We start from the raw sequence: 21,911 nt of genomic DNA on the forward strand, positions 1-21,911 counted from the left end.
ATTTATTAAGATAATAAGTCGTCGTCGTTGGTTTCTGGTTCTGGATCATTTGAAGGCTCATCTCCACCTCCAGAAGGTGTACTTCCGTCAGCTTTATAATAATCTTCAAATAACTCCTTCATATCGATACCATAACGGTCTGCAAAATTTTGTTGAATTTCAGAGTCTTTTTCTCTAATTTCTTGTAATGCTTCAGCATAAGAACTGTACACCCCTTGCATTACTTTTTCATGAACTGGAATATTATCCATCATTTCTTGACGTGCTTTAGCACTTGCTGTATGCATCGCTGCTAAAGTTTCTCCAATATGTTCATCTGTTTTAACACCTAAATGTTCTAAAATAGCAGCAAACTCCTGATCTGTTCTAGCTTTTAATGCTACTACATATCCGTCATAATACTTTAAACGCTCTTCTGTATCCGACTTTAATTTTGCTCTATGCGTTTGTAAGTTACTACGTAAGGATGTTAATACTTTGATCGTTAAATTATGTTTGTGCACAAAACTATCTTTACTTGCTGCTAGCGTTGTGTATGCATTCTTTAAACCTTCTAACTCTTCTACTTTTTGCTCTAATGTAGTTACTTTACCTATAGCTTCAGAATATTCTGTAGATTGCTTATCTGCTATTTCTTCTAATTCTTGACGCGCTTGTTTTAATAATGCATATTGCTCTTCTAATTGCGCTTCAATTTCATTTTTCTTTTCTAACGCTTTGGTATGATTTTTAGAAGCTTCAACAATAGCAGACTGTAATTTTTCTTCAACCTCCTTAATTTCTACTTCTCTATTCTTTAAACGTGTAACTGCCGCTTGAGATTTATATGACAATTCACTTAATAACGTTTGAACATCAGCGCTTTCAATACGTTCTTGAAATTTTGCTTTTGCTTTATTATCAGCACTACTACGAGTTTTCTCTGCCTGTTTTAACTCTTCTTCAGCCTTTTGGATTTTACTTTTTCTTCCCCAAAGGTTATTCCACCAAGTATCTGGCTTATTTTGAGCATCTTCTAATTCAATTCTTGCTCTTTCTAATGCTTTTTGAGCATCATCTATAATTTTTTGCTCTTCAGCATTTAATGAAGAGAATTTTTCAAAAATAATACCTACTTCGTCTTGATAATCTGTCAGATCTTTGATAGCATCCAATAAAGTAGTTCTATCTTTTTCTGCCATATCTACAACATCATCCAATGTTGCATTCAATATTTTTTGTCGAGTTTGTGGATCATCTTCTTGGGCCAATTTAGATTTCATAGTATCTATGGCTTTCCCCCAGTTTACATCTACTTTTTCAGTTCTCTCATTTGAGCTTGTTTCTAGTAAATCAAAATCGTCAGACATTTTCTATAAGTTTTTTTTAGTTGTACAATTTTTAAAGTCAGCAATTTCGTTAAAAAAAATTAGTTACAATAATTATTCAACAATTATATGTATGTATTCCCCTTAAAATGTTACACATTACTCTTCAAAAAAACTTTTTAGAAAAAATATCAAAACTAGGATTGAAATAAATTGAATCTTGACTACTTCACTTTCCCTTCGATAAACTCAGGGTCCGTTCGCAATAACAAATAATAGGTATCACTAGCAATGATTTAAAACAATAAAAAAAGCTACTTAACTGAATAAGTAGCTTTTCACTTCAAACTAGAAATTTATGTAAACAAACAACTCGCTAAAACTTACGAAAGTCTCAGTGTTCTTTTTTAAGCGTTTACCGAAGCCTCTTCTAATACTGCTTCTTCGCTTTTTACTTCAAATTGATTTGATGTATTCTTAGTTCCACCTGCTTTAAGTGCATTATCTCCTGAGAAGAATGTTTTATGATCATCTCCTAAATCAGATCCTGCCATTCTTTGGTGTTTTACACATGATACACCTTTTCTTATCTCTTGTCGTTGTACTCCTCTTACATATGCTAACATTCCTTCTTCACCAAAGTAACCTTCAGTTAAATCATTCATATGTAAGGCTGTTGTATGATAGGTTGGCAGTGTAATTAAGTGGTGGAAAATACCAGCTTCTCTAGCCCCATCTACTTGGAAAGTTCTGATTTTTTCATCAGCACGATTAGATAATTCAGTTCCATCATAAGCTACATCCATTAAGTTTGCTCTATCATAAGCAGAAACATCTTCACCAGCTTCCACCATTGCATCGTACACTTGTGTACGGAAGTTTAATGTCCAGTTAAACGATGGAGAGTTATTATACACTAACTTCGCGTTTGGTACAACTTCTCTTACTCTATTTACCATAGCTGCAATCTGCCCTACGTGTGGTGTTGGCGTTTCAATCCATAATAAATCTGCTCCATTTTGCAAACTTGTTACACAGTCTAACACAACTCTATCAATATTAGTTCCTTCTCTGAATCTATATAATCCATTTGGTAAACGTACAGGACGAACTAACTTTCCATCTCTCTTTAATAATACTTCATTGTTGGAAACTTCATCTATTGAAACCTCTTCACACTCAACAAAATCTAAATATTGAGAAGCTAAATCTCCAGGCTCTTGACTTACTGGTAATTTTTGTGTTAATCCTGCCCCTTCAGAATCAGTTCTAGCAACAATTACTCCTTCTTCTACTCCTAATTCTAAAAATGCATAACGAACAGCATTTAATTTTGCTACAAAATCTTCATGTGGTACAGTTACCTTGCCATCTTGATGCCCACATTGTTTTGCATCTGATACTTGATTTTCAATTTGAATTGCACATGCACCAGCTTGAATCATTTTTTTAGCTAATAAGTACGTAGCTTCTTCATTACCAAACCCAGCATCTATATCCGCTATAATTGGCACCACATGCGTTTCAAAATTATCTATTTGATCCTGTACATCTTCACCATTCTCTAATCTTCTGAATAAATCATTCAATTCAATCGCATCAGCTTGACGTAAGAAATCATAAATCTCTGCAATGAGACTAGGTACTGCAGTTTTTTCATGCATAGACTGATCTGGTAACGGTCCAAACTCTGAACGCAACGCTGCTACCATCCAACCTGATAAGTATAAATATCTTTTATTTGTTGTTTTATAGTGTTTTTTAACTGAGATCATTTTTTGTTGTGCCACAAACCCATGCCAACACCCTAAAGATTGTGTATAATTCGCTGGATCTGCATCATACTCATCCATATCTTTTCTCATAATAGCTGCGGTATATTTTGCAATATCTAAACCTGTTTTGAAACGATTTTGAGTTGCCATTCTTGCAGCACTTTCTGGACTAATAGCACTCCATGTATTTCCATACTTTTGTTTTAATTCTCTTACAGTTTCTAACGCTGAACCATAACTTGCTTGTGCTAAATTTTTCATATTTTTGTATGACTTTAAAAGTTGTGTAAAATTTTTAATTATGCCCTTGTTAATGTTGCCGCATTAATCGGGGCTTTTTTGATTCAATGGGTTTTCAACCTATTGAAATTATATGTATTGATATGCCGGTAAGGTTAGGAATTCCTCGAATTCTTCACTTAACACCAAATCATCAAATAACTGAATTGCTAATTCAAACCTTCTCCTTTCAAAAGCTGTTGGCGTAACCAATTCCTTGATTTTTTCAATCTCTTCCGCTTTTAAATCTTGATACATTTCTAAAGTAAATCTTCTTCCATCTTCAAGCTGAACACCTTTATGTAACCATTGCCAAACTTGAGTTCTTGAAATTTCAGCAGTAGCTGCATCTTCCATTAAATTATATAATGCCGCAGCACCATTTCCTGACAACCAACTTTCGATGTATAAAATTCCAACATTGATGTTTTCACGAATTCCTTTTTCAGTTACTGTACCTACTGGCAACTCAACTAAATCTTCTTCTACTACACGTAAATCTGCTCTCTTATTTTCAATTTGATTTGCATTAGGCATATGTTCATTAAAAACATCCATAGCTACTTGCACCAAAGCTGGATGTGCTACCCAAGTACCATCATGACCATTTTTCACTTCTTGCTCCTTATCTTTAAACACTTTTGCATAAGCAGCTTTATTAGCTTCTTCATCATTCTTTACAGGAATTTGAGCTGCCATACCTCCCATTGCATGCACACCACGCATATGACAACGTTGAACTACTCGCTGTGAATATGCTTTCATGAATGGCGAACTCATAGTTACTTGCGCTCTATTAGGTACTAAAAACCCTTCATGATTTCTAAACTTTTTAATGTATGAGAAAATATAATCCCAACGACCACAGTTTAAACCAGCCATATGATTCCTTAACTCAAAGATGATTTCATCCAATTGAAAACTAGCTGTAATCGTTTCAATAAGTACCGTTGCCTTAATAGTATTTTGAGGGACTCCTAAATATTCTTGTGCGAATACAAATACTTCATTCCACCATCTTGCTTCTAAGTAATGCTCTAATTTTGGCAAGTAGAAATATGTTGCAGAACCTTGAGACAACAACCACTTTATATTATGGAAGAAGTACAATCCAAAATCAACCAAAGAACCTGACATTTCTTCTCCGTCTACAGTAAAATGTCTTTCATTTAAATGTAAACCTCTAGGGCGTACTAATAAAACCGCTACTTCATCATTTAATGTATACGTTTTGTTTTTCTTTTCATTACGGAACGAAATCGATTTCGTATTAGCATCAAATAAATTTTGCTGACCGTTTAATATATTTTCAATGGTAGGAGAATTACTATCTTCAAAATCCGCCATAAATGTTTTAGCTCCAGAATTCAATGCATTAATAATCATCTTTCTATCTACTGGACCTGTAATTTCGACCCTTCTATCTAATAAGTCCTCTGGTAATGGAGCACACACCCAACTCGAAGATCTTATTTCCTCAGTTTCTTCAGGAAACGAAGGAAAATTCCCTTTATCAAAATACTCTTGCATCTTGACCCTTTCCTTAAGCAATTCCAATCTTCTAGCATTAAATTTAGTGTGCAACTCAATTAAAAACGCTTTAGCTTCTGGCGTTAAAATTGACTGATAAGACTCTTGTTCAAATCCACTGAATTGAATCTCTTTTAACATTGCTTTTGTTTCCATTTTTAAACTTTAATTACAATTACACTACAATGATATAAAAAATATTTTACACAACAAGCGAACGTTCGCTGTTTTTTATAAAATTTTTATTTTTATCATATTCGCTTAATTCATTATATTTGATTTTATGATTATAGAAGACGAATATATTCGCCTGATTTTTGGGCTAAAACTCAAGCAAATACGTACTAAAAAAAACCTTTCTTTATTTGGTTTAGCAAAGCTTACTGGATTATCAAAATCTTATTTGAACGAGATTGAGAAGGGAAAAAAATATCCGAAGACAGATAAAATAGCGATACTTTCTGATAGTTTAGAAGTTCCTTATGACCATTTAGTTTCTTTGAAACTAGATAAGAACCTTGCTCCTATTGGTGAAATTTTACAATCGAAAATTTTAAAAGAGATACCTTTAGACTTATTTGGGATAAAAGAAAATAACCTAATCGATATTGTAGCCAATGCTCCTGCTAAGGTTAATGCATTCATTAGTACCATTATCAAGATTTCTCAAAATTACAATTTAACTCGAGAAAGTTTTTTCTTAGCTTCTTTACGTTCTTATCAAGAGGCACACAATAATTACTTTGAAGAAATCGAAGATCATGTTGAAAAATTCGCCAAATCTTACCAAATTGATTTGACCCAACAAATTACTTCAGTTGATTTAGAAGAAATTTTAATAGAAGAATTCAATTATAAAATAGACACTGATGAACTTGCCAAACATAAAGATCTAATTGATTTAAGAAGCATTTTTATTCCTAAAAAAGGCATTCTGTTATTAAGTAAAGAGATTTCTGAAGCTCAAAAAACATTTATTTATGCGAAGGAAATTGCCTATAATTTTCTAAAAATTGAAAATCGACTATATACTTTTCCTTGGATAAAGTTTGAAAGTTTTGACCAAGTATTGAATAACTTTATAGCCTCTTATTTTGCTGGTGCTTTAATTATTCCAAAACAAAAACTATCAGAACAATTGGAAGAATTATTCAATAAAGAAGATTGGAATCCTATTCGATTGCATAAAATTATAAAAAGTTATAATTGTTCCGATGAAACATTTTATCAAAGATTGACTAACATCTTACCTAAGGTATTCAATATTAAAAATTTATTCTTTTTACGTTTTACATATAAAGAAGGATCTACTAAATATAGACTAAGTAAAGAACTGCATATTACTCAACAACAATCTCCACACGCGAATAGAAATCAAGAGCATTATTGTAGACGATGGATTTCTTTAAAAACAATTCAAAAATTTATCAATTCTGATCAGAAAAAATCTTCCTCAGGTATTCAGATATCTTCTTATGAAAATTCTAACAACGAATATTTAGTGTTATCGTCTGCCAATAAAGATCCTTTTAAAAAAGATATTTATCGCAGTATCAGTATAGGTATGTTACTTGCCCCTCATTTAAAAAGAAAAGTCAATTTTCTTAAGGAAGATACCTTTGAAAAAGCATTGGTTGGAGTAACTTGTGAATCGTGCACTGTTAAAGATTGTAGCGAAAGAGTTGCTAGTCCGTGGATATTAGAGAAAAAATCTCGTTATAAATCGATAGAAAAAACGGTAAATGATATTATGACATCTTACCAATAAAGATTCAAATCTGCTTTGATTTTGCTATTTTAGCGGGGACAAAACAAACAAACTACAATAATGGATATCAACTTCAATAAAAACGAAGATCACAACAGATTACTTGCTTCAGATTTAAGACGTAGGTTAGCCAAAATAAAATTAGGTGGTGGAGAGAGTAGAATAAAAAAACATCATGAAAAAGGAAAACTAACTGCTAGAGAGCGTATCGATTATTTACTAGATGAAGATGCTAATTCAATTGAAATTGGTGCGTTTGCTGGTGAAGGAATGTACGCTGAGCATGGCGGTTGTCCTTCTGGTGGTGTAGTTGTAAAAATTGGTTATGTTCAGGGTAAACAATGTATTGTTGTTGCTAATGATGCTACTGTAAAAGCTGGTGCTTGGTTTCCTATTACTGGAAAAAAGAACTTAAGAGCTCAAGAAATAGCTATTGAGAATAAATTACCTATTATCTATTTGGTAGACTCTGCAGGTGTGTATTTACCTATGCAAGATGAAATTTTCCCAGATAAAGAGCACTTTGGCCGCATATTTAGGAATAACGCTGTAATGAGTAGTATGGGGATTACTCAAATTGCTGCCGTAATGGGAAGTTGTGTTGCTGGTGGAGCTTATCTACCTATTATGAGTGATGAAGCTTTAATTGTTGATAAAACTGGTAGTATATTTTTAGCTGGTAGCTATTTAGTAAAGGCTGCTATTGGAGAATCGATTGATAATGAAACTTTAGGAGGAGCAACTACGCATTGTGAAATATCTGGTGTAACTGATTACAAAGCTAAAGACGATAAAGCTGCTTTAGACACTATTAAAAATATAGTGGATAAAATTGGTGATTACGACAAAGCGGGTTACAATAGAAAAGAAAGTAAAGCGCCTGCAAAAGAAGAAAGCGATATTTTTGGAATTTTACCAAAGGCTCGTCATGAACAATATGACATGCTTGAAATTATAGAACGTTTAGTAGATAATTCTGAATTTGAAGAATATAAAGCTGGTTACGGACAAACCATCATAACTGGTTATGCTAGAATAGATGGTTGGGCAGTTGGAATTGTTGCTAATCAACGAAAAATCGTAAAAACAAAAAAGGGAGAAATGCAGTTTGGTGGTGTTATTTACTCTGACTCTGCTGATAAAGCTACTCGTTTTATTGCCAACTGTAATCAAAAGAAAATACCATTAGTATTTTTACAGGATGTTACAGGTTTTATGGTAGGTAGTAAATCTGAACACGGAGGAATTATTAAGGATGGTGCAAAAATGGTAAATGCTGTGAGTAATTCTGTGGTTCCTAAATTCACTATAGTTATTGGAAATTCTTATGGAGCAGGTAATTATGCAATGTGCGGAAAAGCTTATGATCCTAGATTGATTGCTGCTTGGCCAAGTGCTGAACTAGCTGTAATGAGTGGTAACTCTGCTGCTAAAGTATTATTACAAATTGAAACTGCAGCCTTAAAGAAAAAAGGGGAAGAAATTACCAAAGAAAAGGAAGAAGAATTGTTTTCTAAAATTAAATCTAGATACGACGAACAAATTTCTCCTTACTATGCAGCTGCTAGAATTTGGACAGATGGAGTAATCAATCCTTTAGATACTAGAAAATGGATTTCTATGGGAATTGAAGCTGCGGATCATTCTCCTATTGAGAAACCTTTTAACTTAGGAGTTATACAAGTTTAATATACATATATGCGTTATCTTTTTTCTTTTTTATGTTCATGTTGTTTTTTTATCTCAACTGTAAAAGCTCAAACAGAAAACATACAATTAATTGAATCGTATATAAAAAAATCGAAAGAGCTATCTCAAAAAGCAGTAGATAGCTCTTTTTTATATGCTGAAAAATCAATTGAATTAGCTAAACAGATACATAATGATACACTTTTAGCAAAATCGTTATTGCAACAAAGTAGTTTACATCTTCTTTCTAATCAATTTAAAAAATCGGATTCTCTCCTTTCTTTGTTGCTTAAAAAGAAACTTCCTCTTCATATTAAAGGACAAGTAATTCATAATTTGGGTACTATTCAATACAAAAAGCAAGAGTTTGAAAAGGCCTTAGATTTATATGTTGAAGCGGCTAAAACCACAGAAAAATCAAAAAACAAACAATTATTGGTAAATACATATACCAATATGGGAGTTATACATGCTCGTATTCAGAATTTTGAAAACGCTCAAAAATATTTAGAAAAAGCACTGACTTATATTCATTCGGACACGCCTTTACGACTACAAATATTGACTAACTTAATTACCATTTACAAAAACCTCAAACAATTTGAAAAATTTGAAGACAATATTTTAGTCGCTGAAAAATTGGCTAAAAAATTCAATTCAAAAAGAATACTATCTGTTATTTACAATAATCTCTCGGATTATTACACAAGTAATAAAATAGATATTACAAAAGCTGTTTTGTATGGTAAAAAATCTATTGCACTAAAAAAAGAATTAAATCATAGTAGTTTTTTAGCGTTACCCTATAACAATTTAGGATACGCATATTTAAAAGATAAACAATTTAGCAATGCTATTCCCTATTTAGATAGTGCATTACCCAAAGCAAAAGGATTACTTAAAAGTTATGTACTTAATAATTTAAAAGATGCTTATCTCGGCTTAGGTAATTTTAAAAAAGCAATGGCTTTTGCTGAACTTAAAGACAAGATTAAAGATTCGTTGCACAATGCGCAACAAAAAGAAAAAGTTACGGCAATCACTGAAAAATTTGAATCAGAAAAAAAGGAACAACAAATCCAATTACTCAATTCAGAAAACGAATTAAAAGAAAGTAAAATACAAAATCAACGAAGTTTGCTCATCGGAGGAATTTTATCTTTCTTCTTAATAGTGGCTTCTGCTTTTTTATGGTTTCGTAATCAAAAAACAAAACAATCGCTACAAAAAGCTTCTTTACAACATAAGTTATTACGTACTCAGCTCAACCCTCATTTTCTATTTCATTCACTTAATAGTATTCAATCATTTATTTACAGTAATAAAAAAGACGATTCTATACAATACCTTTCAAGCTATAGTAAATTGATGCGATCTATTTTTGAAAATTCCTCATCTGACTTTATTATGATTAAAGAAGATGCTGAAGCAATGCAGGCTTATTTAGACTTACAACGTGTTAATTTTGAACATAATGTTGAATTCTCTTTGACTTTAGACAATGATATTGATGAATTTTTAATCCCTCCTTTATTTATTCAACCTTATATAGAAAATGCTATACAACATGGAATAAAGCATATTGAAAACGGGAAAGTTTCTATACACTACTACAATAATACAAATAACATAAGAGTTACTATCTTTGATAACGGAAAAGGATTTAAAAGTAAAAGTAACAATCAACTATTAGAGAGACATTCTAGCTCTACCGTAAACCAAGAGCGAATTTTAAACTTAAAACAAACCAAAAAGTACGCTATAGAACATCATATACAATCTGATAGCAATGGTACCACAATCACTTTACTTTTTCCAAAAAAGAAAGAAACTTTATGAATTGCCTTTTAATTGAAGATGATAAACATACAGTAGCCATGCTACAACAAATCATTAGTGATAATTTCCCTACTATTGAAATTTCAGGGAATGCGTCATCTATAACTGATGGAATTTCTTTGATTAAAACTCATCAACCTGATTTTGTTTTTTTAGATGTAAATCTAGATGATGGTGAAGGTTTTTCAATTTTGAATGCATTTCCAAACCCTGAATTTAATGTAATTTTTATTACTTCTTATAGCAAGTATGCTATTGAAGCTTTTAAATTTAGTGCTTTAGATTTTATACTTAAACCTTTCACTCCTTTTGAAATTAATGATGCTATATATAAAGTAATTCAAGAGCATAAAAATCAAAGTCAACTCGAAAAATTAACCACTTTTATTCATAACTATAATTCGCAGCATAAAAAAATTGTGCTATCTGATGCTGAAAACATTCATGTTATTCCCGTAGAAAATATTGCTTTTGCCAAGTCAGATAATAGCTACACTATATTTAAGTTAAAAAGTAACGAGGAAATTGTAGTTACAAAATCATTAAAATCATTTGAAGAAAAACTGACTCCATATTCATTTATTCGAATACATCAGAAGTATTTAATTAACATTAATTATATTGATAAATTTCATAAAAGAAACGAGGAAATTATATTATTAGATGGAACTATTTTACCTGTTTCCAAAGGTAAAAAAGAAGTACTTATAAAAGCTTTAAAAGATTTATTCTAACCTAAGTTCGATATAAGAATTTAAAATTATCTAAATTGTCAATTCGAGTGATTTTCAGTAGAAAATCGTATCGAGAAAGACTATTTTGATCACTAAAAGATTGTTCTAGACACAAAATTACTTCAGTATTTCACTACCATTGACATCTTTTTTTTAAATACTGAAAAATAAACATTAATATGTAAGTAACCTTTATTTCCTCTCCTTTGCCTTGATGCAAAGGAGCAAAAATCAAGACTATAATGATAAGAATTTAAAAATACTACGGCATCTCCAGCCACAGATGAAAAGAACTCGCTTCCGCTCAAACAGCTTTTCATCTTACAACCAACCCTGCCGCCTTGATTTTTACAAATTCTTATCAATAGGTCATTTTTTTAATAACATGTCATTACAACCATTTCTCAAAGCTTTTGTCAAGGGCCTCGGACTGATACCTTTTAGTTATATTGAACTAATGTTATTCTAAACAAAACTGACTAAATTCAAGAAAAACAGCTTCAAATTCTATAACACCTCAATTCAATATTGCATTTGGTTTATTTTTAATTAAAAAACCAAATAATAATGAAGCCAGTACTACTTAATTTACTAGTCATAGCTATGTTTTTTCTAATTCCCAATACGGTTGAAGCTCAATTTTGGAAAAAACTAAAAAAGACTGCTGAAAATGCAGTCATTAAAAAAGCAGATAAAGAAATTAATGATGTCGTAAACGGTAAAAAGGAAAAGAAAAAAGAAGATGAATCTTCAGATTCATCAGGATCTCGAAAGGAGAAACAGGTTCAAGAAACAGTACAGGAAGATAAACAACAAAAAGAAAAAACAACTTCTAAAACTTCTTTACCTAAAAAAGAGTTATACCGAACTTTTAAGTTTATCCCTGGGGAAAAAATCATTTTTTACGATGACTTGCAATATGAAGAAATTGGAGAATTCCCTTCTAAATGGGATTTAATTAGAGGTGGTGTTGAAGTCGCTAAATTGGGAAATGATAAAATGATTTATGGAACTAGCGAAGACTACAACCGTATTACTCCTCTTTTTAACACAAAAAATTATCTTTCAGATGAATTTACTATTGAATTTGATGTATATGTAAATGAGTATACAGATAACCAACATGACACCAAGTATCATATTTCTTTTAGAGAAGAGAGCTTTTATGTTGGTATTAGTGATATCAAAATAGAAATAGATAAAAATGGTGTATCTGGTAGTGTAAAAGATAATAATAGAAATTTTGACTTTGAGACTGTACCTACCGGTCTAAACAATAGCTGGCATCATGTTTCTATTTCATATTACAAAAAGAAACTAAAGATTTATTATGATGGACATCGAATTTCAAACTTACCTAACTTTCAATTACCGATTGAAAAGTTTGCTATTCAATTATATTCTTATGATAAGGAACAAAAAGTAGCCATTAAAAATATACGTATAGCGCATGGGGGTGGGCAAATGTATAAGCGAATAATTTCTGAAGGAAAATATGTGACCAATGGTATTCTATTTGACTCTGGTAAAGCAATTATTAAACCTCAATCTATGGGAATTATTAATAAGATAGTTGCTGTTATGAAAGAAAAATCAGATTGGAATTTTGAAATCATTGGTCACACGGATTCCGATGGTGATGCAAACACCAATTTAGCACTTTCTGTGAAACGTGCTGAAGCTGTAAAAGAAGCTATTGTTGCTCAAGGGGTAAATAAAGATAGATTATCCGTTTCTGGAAAAGGAGAAACAGTTCCTTTAAACGGAAACACTAATGAACTAGAAAAATCAAATAATAGAAGAGTTGAATTCATAAAAAAATAAAACCATGAACAGAAAAATAATTTTAAGCGTATTATCAATATCATTATTTATTTACTCTTGTGGAGGAAATGATAACACCACATCAAATAATGATGAGTATAAAAACACAAATTGTGATAGAAAATGGACTCAAGAAATGATTGATAGAGGTATAGAAGCTTGCATTGCCACTAATAATACTGTAGAAGTTTGTACTTGCGCAGTTGAAACAACTGCAAAAGAACTTACACTTTGCGAAACAGAAACACCTGAAGGCTTAGCTAAAAGATTAGAAATATCTTTAAACTGCGGCGTTCAACCTGATGTTGAATAATTTCTCTTCTTATAAACATTATTAAACCTAGTCTAATGATCAAAACAAACAAAATATTCGTATTTATATTTCTGTGCTTTTGTGTAATTCAAATCTATTCACAAGAAGTAAAAAGTAATCAAATTTCTAAAGATGTAATATGTAGAGGCGCAGCTGTTAGTGTAGTTGGAAACGTAAAGCCTTTTATCGATCTTAATTTTACGAAATCTAAAATAATAGCACTTACAAAAGATCTTGTAAAACCTTCAATTAAAGAAGCTCCTAGCAAAGCTTATGAGCTATTTAAAACTAATAAGACTCAGGAAGAAGTTATTGAAATTTTATATAATGACTTTATGAAACTAGACGACAGCATAGTTTCTCAATTCTTAATTAATTGCCCACCAGATGATGAATATTAACCAACTTTGAAAACAAAATACTATGAGTGATTCTAACTTAAAGAAAGAATATAAAGCAGCAACTGTAATTGGTTTAACTTTTTTAATTGTCGGTACTTTATTAACTATTATCCTTTTTTTATCCATAACTAAATCTTCATTGTATAAAATACTTTTTGCTGGCCCTTCTTTTGTATTGGTTGGATTAAGTATGCTCATTTTTTCTGGTGGAGATTTTACTTACCAACAACTAAAATTAGAAGGTAACGTAAAGAGTTTATGGAGTACAGCACCTCTAATGCATAAAATAGCTTGGACTGTTTCAGGTTGTATTGGTATTCTAATCTCATTAAAAGTTATGAATCATTATGGTTTTATGTAGAAGTAGAAGATAATAATCTTGTTCTCAATAGTTCTACTGAACTAGATTCGGTACAATTTTACTTTTGATTTTGATAAACTCAATCATCAGTAAAATTACCATCATTGACATCTTTTTTTAAATACTGAAAAACAAATATTTACATTAATATTCCAAATAACCTATATTTACTCTCCTTTGTCTGTCACATAACCAAGTTATAAATATTCGTACTTTTATAGGTTTGCTGTTCATTTTTTTGCTTGTCCCAAAAAACGAACCAAAAAAACGACACTTCTTCAATGAATTTTTTAGCATTGCTAAGAACCAAATTTCACTTCTAAAATCTGTCCAAGGCTTTGAGATTTCTTCACGAAATAAAATTTTATTCCGTGAAGAAGATTCAAAAGCCCTGCTTGTAATCGCTTTATAATATATTCTGTTATTTAAAGTTCTTGTCAATAGGTTACTTTTCTTAGTTACATGTCATTTCAGCCGTTTCTCAAAATTTTTGTCGGGGTATCGAACATACAAAATTCCTTATTTAAGAATACGTTACTACAAATAACCCTTAATTTTACCGCATAAAAAAAGCCTCAATTCTAAATAGAACTGAGGCTTTTTTTATTTTTTCTAACTTTAATTAACTTAAAGGTTTTTTAATTTTTCAATTTCACCCTTTTTGATATTAATCTCAGCTTGAATTTTATTTAATCTATTTTGAATTTTAAGTACTATAGATTCTTTTCTCTCAATATCCTTTTGAGTTGAATTACTATCTGCTTTTACTTCTTGTAATTTTGCTTCTGCTCTTTTCAACCCTTCCTTACCACTAGCTAACATTTCTTCATTTACAAAAACATCATCCTCTAGCTCATTAATTTTTTCTCTATTTTCTTCTAATTTTTTATTTAAAATTGCTTGCTTTTGCTGTTCAATTTTTTCTTGCTCTTTTTTAATTTGATCGTTTATTTGAGCCAATTTATTAGCTTCTTTCTGTAGCTCTTGTTGCTCTTTTAAATAAGCTTCCTCAATTGCTTTTCTTTCTTGTTCTAATTTTTCTCTAGCTGCTTTTAATCTTTCTTGACGCTGCGCTAATTCTTGTTCATTATTTGCAAATGATACTTTAGTCTCCTCAACTTTAGTTGCTACATTCTTTTCTCCCTTAACCTCTGCTAATTCTTCCTTGTAATCTTCTAATTTTCTCTTTTGCTTTTTAATCTGCTTATTTAACCTTTCTAATCTAGCTTCAACATTTTTAAAGATTTTTCTTTTTCTATCTAATTCTTGTTGACTTACTTTTTTAGATTTTTCTGACTTTGCAAATCTTTTCTTTATTCTATCTAGTCCTTCTACTCCACTCACTAACATTTCTTCGTTTGCACGAATTTCCTCTTCTAAATTCTTAATTTTCTTTTTAACCTCTTTAGTGTTTTGTGCCCCAACTTGGTGAACATTTGCTACAGTTGAAAAAGTGATTACTAGAATCAAAAACTTTAACATTCTCATTTTTATATACATTTTTAATATTATGAATTCGAACTAATGACAATAATCTATGTTAAGATTATTAATCCAGTTTTTAACGGCGCAAAAGAACTAATATTATACCATAAATCCTAATTTAACACCAAGCAAATTTTCAGTAAAATATACTTAAAACCAAAGTCTTAGCTTAAACAATCAAACTTCCATAGTAATTTCTACTAAAAAATGAGACTTTTTTAAACTTATAGCCTTTATTATTTTCCATAATCTATTTTTCTAATATTCAGTATTGGATGCTAGTATAGCAACATAAAACCTTTATTCACATGTTTATATGTGAACACTAAAATATATTGTAAATCCACTTTCTAATTTTTACATTTGCTATCATTAAAATTTTAACACTTAAAAATGGGAAGAGCATTTGAATTTAGGAAAGCAAGAAAAATGAAACGTTGGTCTGCCATGGCCAAAACTTTTACCAGAATTGGTAAGGATATTGTAATGGCTGTTAAGGAAGGTGGACCTAATCCAGAAACTAATTCTCGTTTACGTGTAGTTATTCAAAATGCTAAGGCAGCTAACATGCCTAAAGACAATGTGCAACGTGCCATTAAAAAAGCTTCTGATAAAGATACTGCCAATTATAAAGAAGTATTATTTGAAGGTTATGCGCCACATGGTATTGCTATTGTTGTAGAAACTGCTACTAATAATAATAATAGAACTGTTGCTAACGTAAGAGCTGCTTTTAATAAATGTAATGGGAATTTAGGAACTTCTGGATCAGTTATATTTATGTTTGATCACGTAGTAAACTTTAAAGTAAAGGAAGAAACTTTAGGAATGGACCTAGAAGAATTTGAAATGGAAATGATCGATTTTGAGGTTGAAGAAATGTTTACTGATGAAGAAGATAATAGCGTGATGTTATATGCTCCTTTTGGACAGTTTGGAGCAATCCAAGGATATTTAGAAGAAAATAATATTGAAATTATTTCTTCTGAATTTGAAAGAATCCCTACCACAACTAGTAAACTTAGTACAGAACAGCAAGAAGAAGTTGAAAAGCTATTAGAGCGTTTAGAAGAAGATGATGATGTAAACCAAGTCTACCATAGTATGGAGTTATCTTAATGACAATACACATTAATATTTTAAAAAATCTCATCTAAAATTTAGATGAGATTTTTTTATGCCATTACTTTATCTACATATTTAGAAACAAACTTCACAATACAACCTAAACACCTAAACAACAAATAAATACCTAACTATAGGTATACTTCCATAGTGATAATATCATTTATTTTGAATAGTAATCAAAAATCAAGATCTCATGAGAAAACTCAGACTACTTGCAATTATTATTCCTTTGATATTACTCCCACAAACATCAGAAGCTCAATTAGGTTTTCTTAAAAAAGCAGCCAAAAAGTTTACAAAATGGATCAATAATGAAGCTATTCCAACCGTAATTGGCAAACGCCCCTTAAAAATTGATCCTAATCGGATTCGAATAAGTAGCGGTGGTAAAGACATACTTAATTTAGATTTATCTAAAGATAAAGTGTACATAGATATGGGTATCGCTACCTTAAAAACAGGAAAATTAAAGCAGCGAATTTTCGAAACGGGTGCCATATTGAGTGGAAATACTGCTGTTATGGAAAAAGTAGCTTTTGAACAATTACAGAAAGTTGCGTCTAAAGAAGTATCTCAATTACTTAGTTCTGGTGGCGTAAAACAATCTCCTCCAAAGCATCTAAAAACTACAAAAGAACGAGTGCCATCATATATTCGTATACCTCCCAAAAAAATTAAACCTAAACAAAGAGATATACTATTATTTAATAGCACATCATCTAGTATACTATATGTTTTAAATGGTGAACTTTTTGAGTTACAACCCGGTTGGGGAAATCAACATTTTCATGAAAAAGGGGAATTCTTCCTCCAATATGATAATGATTATACCGAATATGTCAATGTAGCCAGATATTATCTCACAGGTAAAGAATATGCACTTAGTCCTAATTATGCATTAGACGAAATAATTATAGAAAAAAGAATTTAATCATGGATAGAAAAACATTTTTAAAGTTAGGAACTAGTGCATTAGCATTACATTTGGTTCCTTCTCCAGTCAAAGCATTATCATCAGTAAACAATAAAAAAACATTAAAATTACCTTTTATAGATGGTATAAAAGAAGTTACTGTTTTAGATGATTTACATATAGAAGATGAATACAATGATGATCAGATGCACCATCACTACATTGATCAGCAATATTTACATTATAAAATTGCCATCAATCAATATAGGCGAATGTTAAGACAAATGCGATCTCATTACTTATGGTTACAACAACAGGAGCTAAGAGCTATGTACCAGTTTGCAAGATCTTATAATTACTGTATATTAATGACTGATCCTTTTGCAATCCCCTCTGTAAAAAGTGTTTATACTTGTGCTTTACAAGACCATTATTCAAAACCTATTGTATTTGGTTTAAACAGATATAAACAAAAAGTTATTACCCAACATACCACAAAAGCACAATCAAACTTATATAATAAATTAAACAATATTATAGGAACTAAAAGAGCTGAACAAGCTATAGCACCTCAAACAAGTGAAGTAACAGCTAAAATTATTTTACCAAAAGGACAGGGTGCTGCTAAAGGTATGCTTTATGAAACTCAAAATGGTTATGTTGCCTCTAGTTTTGCTTCGAATTTTAGAAGTCAAGACGGTAAAGTAGGTGAACTAGTCAAATATAAAATAGGAAATGATGGAGAAAAATATGCTATTGTATAATTATAAAAAAAACACCGCATTAGCGGTGTTTTTTCTTGCTAAATTGGCATGGTAAGTAAAACCAATTTTCACAAAGCTTACTCCTAAATCATTATATTATTACCTTTTTTTTTCCTTAACTAAACCCTCGATTTTCATTAGCTCTTTTTTTACTTTTAACAACCAAAAGGTAGATAAATGATAATGATTAAGATAACCCCAAAACCTTTTTCAAACATTTTTTACTTTTTATCTGTTATAAAAGTACATACACTTTAGCTGTTACAAAACACACATCGAGTAAACGATACAATTTAATGAGTGAAGTTGATTTTTTATTGAGGGAAATATTTTCGCTACTTTTTAATCTATTCATATTTACGGATTTTCACCTCTGAAGTATCTTAATTTATAATTTCATAAAAATTCAATCGTTATCAAAATTCGTTATCATACAAATAATATATTCTTTTGATATTTTATTTGAATTGATTGAAAACAAATCCATTTAACTTTATAGAACTAAAAAATAATCCTTCTAAAAAAATCTAAAAATGAAATCTTTTAACAACAAAAGCTTGTACGTGGCTTTTAAATTTAGCGTACTTTTTTTTCTAGTATTCTACACATTACAGTCACAACAAAGTGAAGCAAATAGAATAAATCTCCCCTTTCTATTTGAAGCTGAAAATTATGTTAATTTCAATAATGCTCAAACCAACCAAATGCGAGTTCCTACAAGTGATGGGAATAGCGGTATTAAAATGGGCTATAATGATACCGGTGACTGGTATGAATATTTAGTAAATGTAAATACCTCTGGTAAGTTTAAGTTCCATCTTAGAGTTTCTAATGGCTTATCTAAAAATGGGCTATTACAAATTTCAAGTAATAATAACGCTCTTGAAACTATAACTATTCCACAAACAGGTGGCTGGGAAAGTTTTACAACAATTTCTACTGAAGTTGACTTACCTAATGGTCAACAAACAATTAGAATAGCAGTCATTTCATCTGGTGTAGATATTAACTGGATAGATACTGAAAGAATTTCAACTATTCCAGATATTCCTGTAGTTGAAATTCCCAATACTATAGAAGCTGAAGATTATACAAACTTTAAAAATGATCAAATTAATTTAATGAGAGTTCCTACTAGCGATGGAAATAGCGGATTAAAAGTTGGGTATAATGATTCGGGTGATTGGTATGAATATAAAATAAATGTACCTGAAAACTCGAATTATGAATTCGAATTTAGGATTTCTAATGGATTATCTAGAGACGGTCAAATTCAATTATTGAGTGATACCACTATTCTTGGTAATATTACCATTCCACAAACTGGTAATTGGGAAAGTTTTCAAAATGTAAAGTTACAAACTGAATTAAATAAAGGTAAACAAACACTTAGAGTATTAGTGTTACAATCTGGTGTAGATATTAATTGGTTTGCGGTACATAAAGTTGCTACTAGTAATGCTCCAGCAGCTAAATTTATAGTTCGTGATATGGGTTCTGGTTTCAACCTAGGAAATGTATTTGACTTAGGTATTAACTCTTCTAACTTTTCATCATTTAAATTCTTGATAGATGCTTATGCTAACGAAGGAATGAAACATATTAGAATTCCTACTTCTTGGATAGAGCATGTGAATGGAGATGCTATTGCTGAACCTAATGGTGATTTAAAAACAAATCATCCTAGATTTAAAGAATTAGTTACTACCATAGATTATTGTTTAAACTTAGGCTTGTATGTTGTATTAAACACGCATCATGAAAAATGGTTAAAAGAACATTATGATGGATCAGACAGTCTTAATAACCGCTTCACAAATCTTTGGAAAAATATCGCCAATTATTTTGAAGGATATTCAAATAAGTTAATTTTTGAAGTGTTAAATGAACCCGAAGGAAATATGGGGCAATTTGATGGACCGGGTGGCGCTCCTGATCCTAGAAATGCACAACAATTAGCCTATACTCGTCAAATAATGAGAGTAGGTTACAACGCTATTCGATCTACCGGTGGAAACAATACTGAAAGACTTATTATGATTGCTACTAATGGACAAGGGAATCATACCTTAATTGATGATGTATATCCTAATAAAAATGCGCTTCCTGGTAATGGGAATGATGAATATTTGGCCATCCAAGTTCATACGTATGATCCTTGGCAATTTTGTGGTCAAGATGGTAATAACAGTAATTATCCTGGGAAAAATAGTATTGAAAATTCTATTCTAGAAGTATTTAATCATGCAAAAACATTAGACGTTCCATTACATTATGGAGAATTTGGTGTTGGACGTAGAAATAATCAAGCTGAGAGAAATTCAGATGTTGTTAGAGAATTTTATAAAGTAATAGCAGATACTACATTAGCTAATGATATGGCTTTTACTATTTGGGATGATAGAGGTTGGTTTCGATTAATAGATAATGATGGTTCTTTTACTTATGGTATAGTTCCTTTTATGCTTGGAAAAACATTATCTCAAAGATCTTCTCCATTAAGATCTAAGGATAAAACTATAATAAATTATAAGGATTTTGAAACCATAGAAATATATAATACTGTGGGTAAACTTATAGTAAAACAAAGAATAAATAATCATTTCGATTCTAAATTAACAAACTTGAATAAAGGATTATACTTTATAAACCTAACAAAATCATCAGGAGAAGTTGTACTTCAAAAAATAATTAAAAATTAAGACTTTATTTTTTTATTAATAGTTTATAAATAATGCTTTCAGCAACAAAAAAATACCGTTCAGATTGAACGGTATTTTTTATTGTGATACAGTGAATTAAAAGTTCAATATTTTCAGAAAATCAATTTTAAATTCAAGATTACTTTAGCCTTATAACTCAAAAACATACTACATATTATTACATTAGATTTCTGTTTCTTGCAACCAAAGTTTAGTTGTATTTACCTCTTCCAATGAGGTAAGAAATTCTTTAGTATTATCCATGTATAAATTAGCATCTAAATAATATAGTCTTTTATCTTTTATACATTTTTCTAAATACTCTTCAGTTAAAATTGTTTTATCCTTTACGTTAGCATCAAAAGCCTTTAATTTTGGCAATCCATTGTTTAAATGATCTACCCATGAATGATGAAAACCTGCAAAGAAATCTAAACACGGTAAAACATCATACAACGCTTCTGCTATACCTTTTTTTCTAAGAAAATCTGATGTAAATGGCATAGATTTAAAATACCTTCCAGTCATTACAAAAAGTCTGTAACTACAATCTGGAGCACCATGATTAGATTCAAGAAATAAATTAAGATAGAAAGAAGTATAATGTAATTTCACTGTAAGAATTTGATGTTTCTTTACCTCTTCTATAATTCTATCTGCATAGCGACTATCTATTATTTCATCTAAATCTGACAAAATGATAATGTCATCATCACTAATAGTGTCTTTAAGTACACTACACATATTTCTTTGAACAGATTCATTAAAAAAAGCATAGTTATTACTCAAAAGTCCCCAATACCATTTATCAAATTGGTTTGCTTGACATGTTTCTGGGTTATAATAATCTTTATTTTCTTCTATTTCTCGAAACTTACTATTGGCATCAACTTTTTCGTAATGTACTTTATCTGTTAGCAAAGATGTATTGAAATTATAAGGCTTTTCTTTACCTGTAAAAGTTTTATTCGCTTCAAAAATGTAAAGTTGATCTACCCAATTAGCATTTTCTTTTATTTTAATTTCTGCTACCTTGTTCTCATTAAAAAACGGGCAAAATTCAAATACTTTCATGATTTTAAATAGTTTATAGTTAATT

At 30.5% G+C, this 21,911-nt stretch carries 17 protein-coding genes; 12 read left to right on the forward strand and 5 right to left on the reverse strand.

Annotation, left to right across the window (positions count from 1 at the left end; translation table 11 throughout):
• Nucleotides 1-5: 5 nt before the first annotated feature.
• From BVC87_RS12850 to aceB, 3 genes are all read right to left on the reverse strand, one after another.
• Nucleotides 6-1,349: a microtubule-binding protein gene (locus BVC87_RS12850; RefSeq protein WP_075342791.1), complete on the reverse strand. Its 1,344-nt coding sequence runs from the start codon at nt 1,347-1,349 to the stop codon at nt 6-8.
• 365 nt (nt 1,350-1,714) lie between these two features.
• The gene (locus BVC87_RS12855) at nt 1,715-3,343 is read right to left on the reverse strand and encodes an isocitrate lyase (protein ID WP_075342792.1); all 1,629 of its coding nucleotides are present in this window, start codon (nt 3,341-3,343) and stop codon (nt 1,715-1,717) included.
• A 108-nt stretch (nt 3,344-3,451) separates the two neighbouring features.
• Complete coding sequence (gene aceB / locus BVC87_RS12860; protein ID WP_075342793.1) at nt 3,452-5,047, reverse strand: malate synthase A; 1,596 nt, start codon at nt 5,045-5,047, stop codon at nt 3,452-3,454.
• A 127-nt stretch (nt 5,048-5,174) separates the two neighbouring features.
• On the opposite strand from aceB, the gene BVC87_RS12865 reads away from it, so the two are divergent.
• From BVC87_RS12865 to BVC87_RS12905, 8 genes are all read left to right on the forward strand, one after another.
• Entirely contained in the window at nt 5,175-6,659 is a 1,485-nt protein-coding gene (locus BVC87_RS12865; RefSeq protein ID WP_083629448.1) for a helix-turn-helix domain-containing protein, read from the forward strand.
• 60 nt (nt 6,660-6,719) lie between these two features.
• Nucleotides 6,720-8,348, forward strand: a complete 1,629-nt coding sequence (locus tag BVC87_RS12870; protein WP_075342794.1) for an acyl-CoA carboxylase subunit beta — start codon at nt 6,720-6,722, stop codon at nt 8,346-8,348.
• A 9-nt stretch (nt 8,349-8,357) separates the two neighbouring features.
• Nucleotides 8,358-10,187, forward strand: coding sequence for a tetratricopeptide repeat-containing sensor histidine kinase (locus BVC87_RS12875; RefSeq protein ID WP_075342795.1), 1,830 nt, complete (start codon nt 8,358-8,360; stop codon nt 10,185-10,187).
• On the forward strand, nt 10,184-10,921 hold the full coding sequence (locus tag BVC87_RS12880; protein ID WP_075342796.1) for a LytR/AlgR family response regulator transcription factor: 738 nt from the start codon (nt 10,184-10,186) through the stop codon (nt 10,919-10,921). Before BVC87_RS12875 ends, BVC87_RS12880 begins: the two co-directional genes overlap by 4 nt.
• A 567-nt stretch (nt 10,922-11,488) precedes the next feature.
• Nucleotides 11,489-12,745 (forward strand): OmpA family protein, encoded by a 1,257-nt coding sequence (locus tag BVC87_RS12890; RefSeq protein WP_075342798.1) that lies wholly within the window; start codon nt 11,489-11,491, stop codon nt 12,743-12,745.
• 4 nt (nt 12,746-12,749) lie between these two features.
• The gene (locus BVC87_RS12895) at nt 12,750-13,058 is read left to right on the forward strand and encodes a hypothetical protein (RefSeq protein ID WP_075342799.1); all 309 of its coding nucleotides are present in this window, start codon (nt 12,750-12,752) and stop codon (nt 13,056-13,058) included.
• A gap of 35 nt (nt 13,059-13,093) precedes the next feature.
• Entirely contained in the window at nt 13,094-13,459 is a 366-nt protein-coding gene (locus BVC87_RS12900; protein ID WP_075342800.1) for a hypothetical protein, read from the forward strand.
• A gap of 22 nt (nt 13,460-13,481) precedes the next feature.
• The gene (locus BVC87_RS12905) at nt 13,482-13,820 is read left to right on the forward strand and encodes a hypothetical protein (RefSeq protein ID WP_075342801.1); all 339 of its coding nucleotides are present in this window, start codon (nt 13,482-13,484) and stop codon (nt 13,818-13,820) included.
• A 627-nt stretch (nt 13,821-14,447) separates the two neighbouring features.
• Here BVC87_RS12905 and BVC87_RS12910 read toward each other — a convergent pair.
• Nucleotides 14,448-15,308 carry a coiled-coil domain-containing protein gene (locus BVC87_RS12910; RefSeq protein WP_075342802.1) on the reverse strand — a complete coding sequence of 287 codons (861 nt, stop codon included), beginning with the start codon at nt 15,306-15,308 and terminating at the stop codon, nt 14,448-14,450.
• A 390-nt stretch (nt 15,309-15,698) separates the two neighbouring features.
• On the opposite strand from BVC87_RS12910, the gene BVC87_RS12915 reads away from it, so the two are divergent.
• The 4 genes from BVC87_RS12915 to BVC87_RS12930 all read left to right on the forward strand — a co-directional run bounded on the left by BVC87_RS12915 (nt 15,699) and on the right by BVC87_RS12930 (nt 20,812).
• Nucleotides 15,699-16,424 (forward strand): YebC/PmpR family DNA-binding transcriptional regulator, encoded by a 726-nt coding sequence (locus tag BVC87_RS12915; protein ID WP_075342803.1) that lies wholly within the window; start codon nt 15,699-15,701, stop codon nt 16,422-16,424.
• Between the two features lie 202 nt (nt 16,425-16,626).
• Complete coding sequence (locus BVC87_RS12920) at nt 16,627-17,364, forward strand: hypothetical protein (RefSeq protein WP_075342804.1); 738 nt, start codon at nt 16,627-16,629, stop codon at nt 17,362-17,364.
• Between the two features lie 2 nt (nt 17,365-17,366).
• Nucleotides 17,367-18,110, forward strand: a complete 744-nt coding sequence (locus BVC87_RS12925; RefSeq protein WP_075342805.1) for a hypothetical protein — start codon at nt 17,367-17,369, stop codon at nt 18,108-18,110.
• 533 nt (nt 18,111-18,643) lie between these two features.
• The gene (locus BVC87_RS12930; RefSeq protein ID WP_075342806.1) at nt 18,644-20,812 is read left to right on the forward strand and encodes a cellulase family glycosylhydrolase; all 2,169 of its coding nucleotides are present in this window, start codon (nt 18,644-18,646) and stop codon (nt 20,810-20,812) included.
• Between the two features lie 183 nt (nt 20,813-20,995).
• Here BVC87_RS12930 and BVC87_RS12935 read toward each other — a convergent pair whose 3' ends face one another.
• Complete coding sequence (locus tag BVC87_RS12935) at nt 20,996-21,886, reverse strand: hypothetical protein (RefSeq protein ID WP_075342807.1); 891 nt, start codon at nt 21,884-21,886, stop codon at nt 20,996-20,998.
• Between the last annotated feature and the right edge of the window lie 25 nt (nt 21,887-21,911).

It is taken from the genome of Tenacibaculum agarivorans (assembly GCF_001936575.1).
In the GTDB taxonomy this organism is placed as follows: Bacteria; Bacteroidota; Bacteroidia; order Flavobacteriales; family Flavobacteriaceae; genus Polaribacter; species Polaribacter agarivorans.

What these genes read in the sequence shown, in the direction of transcription:
- BVC87_RS12890 (WP_075342798.1), top strand. Translation starts at nt 11,489, where the DNA reads ATGAAGCCAGTACTACTTAATTTACTAGTCATAGCTATGTTTTTTCTA.
- BVC87_RS12865 (WP_083629448.1), top strand. Translation starts at nt 5,175, where the DNA reads ATGATTATAGAAGACGAATATATTCGCCTGATTTTTGGGCTAAAACTC.
- BVC87_RS12925 (WP_075342805.1), top strand. Translation starts at nt 17,367, where the DNA reads ATGGATAGAAAAACATTTTTAAAGTTAGGAACTAGTGCATTAGCATTA.
- BVC87_RS12900 (WP_075342800.1), top strand. Translation starts at nt 13,094, where the DNA reads ATGATCAAAACAAACAAAATATTCGTATTTATATTTCTGTGCTTTTGT.
- BVC87_RS12850 (WP_075342791.1), bottom strand. Translation starts at nt 1,349, where the DNA reads ATGTCTGACGATTTTGATTTACTAGAAACAAGCTCAAATGAGAGAACT.
- BVC87_RS12895 (WP_075342799.1), top strand. Translation starts at nt 12,750, where the DNA reads ATGAACAGAAAAATAATTTTAAGCGTATTATCAATATCATTATTTATT.
- BVC87_RS12870 (WP_075342794.1), top strand. Translation starts at nt 6,720, where the DNA reads ATGGATATCAACTTCAATAAAAACGAAGATCACAACAGATTACTTGCT.
- BVC87_RS12880 (WP_075342796.1), top strand. Translation starts at nt 10,184, where the DNA reads ATGAATTGCCTTTTAATTGAAGATGATAAACATACAGTAGCCATGCTA.
- BVC87_RS12915 (WP_075342803.1), top strand. Translation starts at nt 15,699, where the DNA reads ATGGGAAGAGCATTTGAATTTAGGAAAGCAAGAAAAATGAAACGTTGG.
- BVC87_RS12935 (WP_075342807.1), bottom strand. Translation starts at nt 21,886, where the DNA reads ATGAAAGTATTTGAATTTTGCCCGTTTTTTAATGAGAACAAGGTAGCA.
- BVC87_RS12930 (WP_075342806.1), top strand. Translation starts at nt 18,644, where the DNA reads ATGAAATCTTTTAACAACAAAAGCTTGTACGTGGCTTTTAAATTTAGC.
- aceB (WP_075342793.1), bottom strand. Translation starts at nt 5,047, where the DNA reads ATGGAAACAAAAGCAATGTTAAAAGAGATTCAATTCAGTGGATTTGAA.
- BVC87_RS12905 (WP_075342801.1), top strand. Translation starts at nt 13,482, where the DNA reads ATGAGTGATTCTAACTTAAAGAAAGAATATAAAGCAGCAACTGTAATT.
- BVC87_RS12910 (WP_075342802.1), bottom strand. Translation starts at nt 15,308, where the DNA reads ATGAGAATGTTAAAGTTTTTGATTCTAGTAATCACTTTTTCAACTGTA.
- BVC87_RS12920 (WP_075342804.1), top strand. Translation starts at nt 16,627, where the DNA reads ATGAGAAAACTCAGACTACTTGCAATTATTATTCCTTTGATATTACTC.
- BVC87_RS12855 (WP_075342792.1), bottom strand. Translation starts at nt 3,343, where the DNA reads ATGAAAAATTTAGCACAAGCAAGTTATGGTTCAGCGTTAGAAACTGTA.
- BVC87_RS12875 (WP_075342795.1), top strand. Translation starts at nt 8,358, where the DNA reads ATGCGTTATCTTTTTTCTTTTTTATGTTCATGTTGTTTTTTTATCTCA.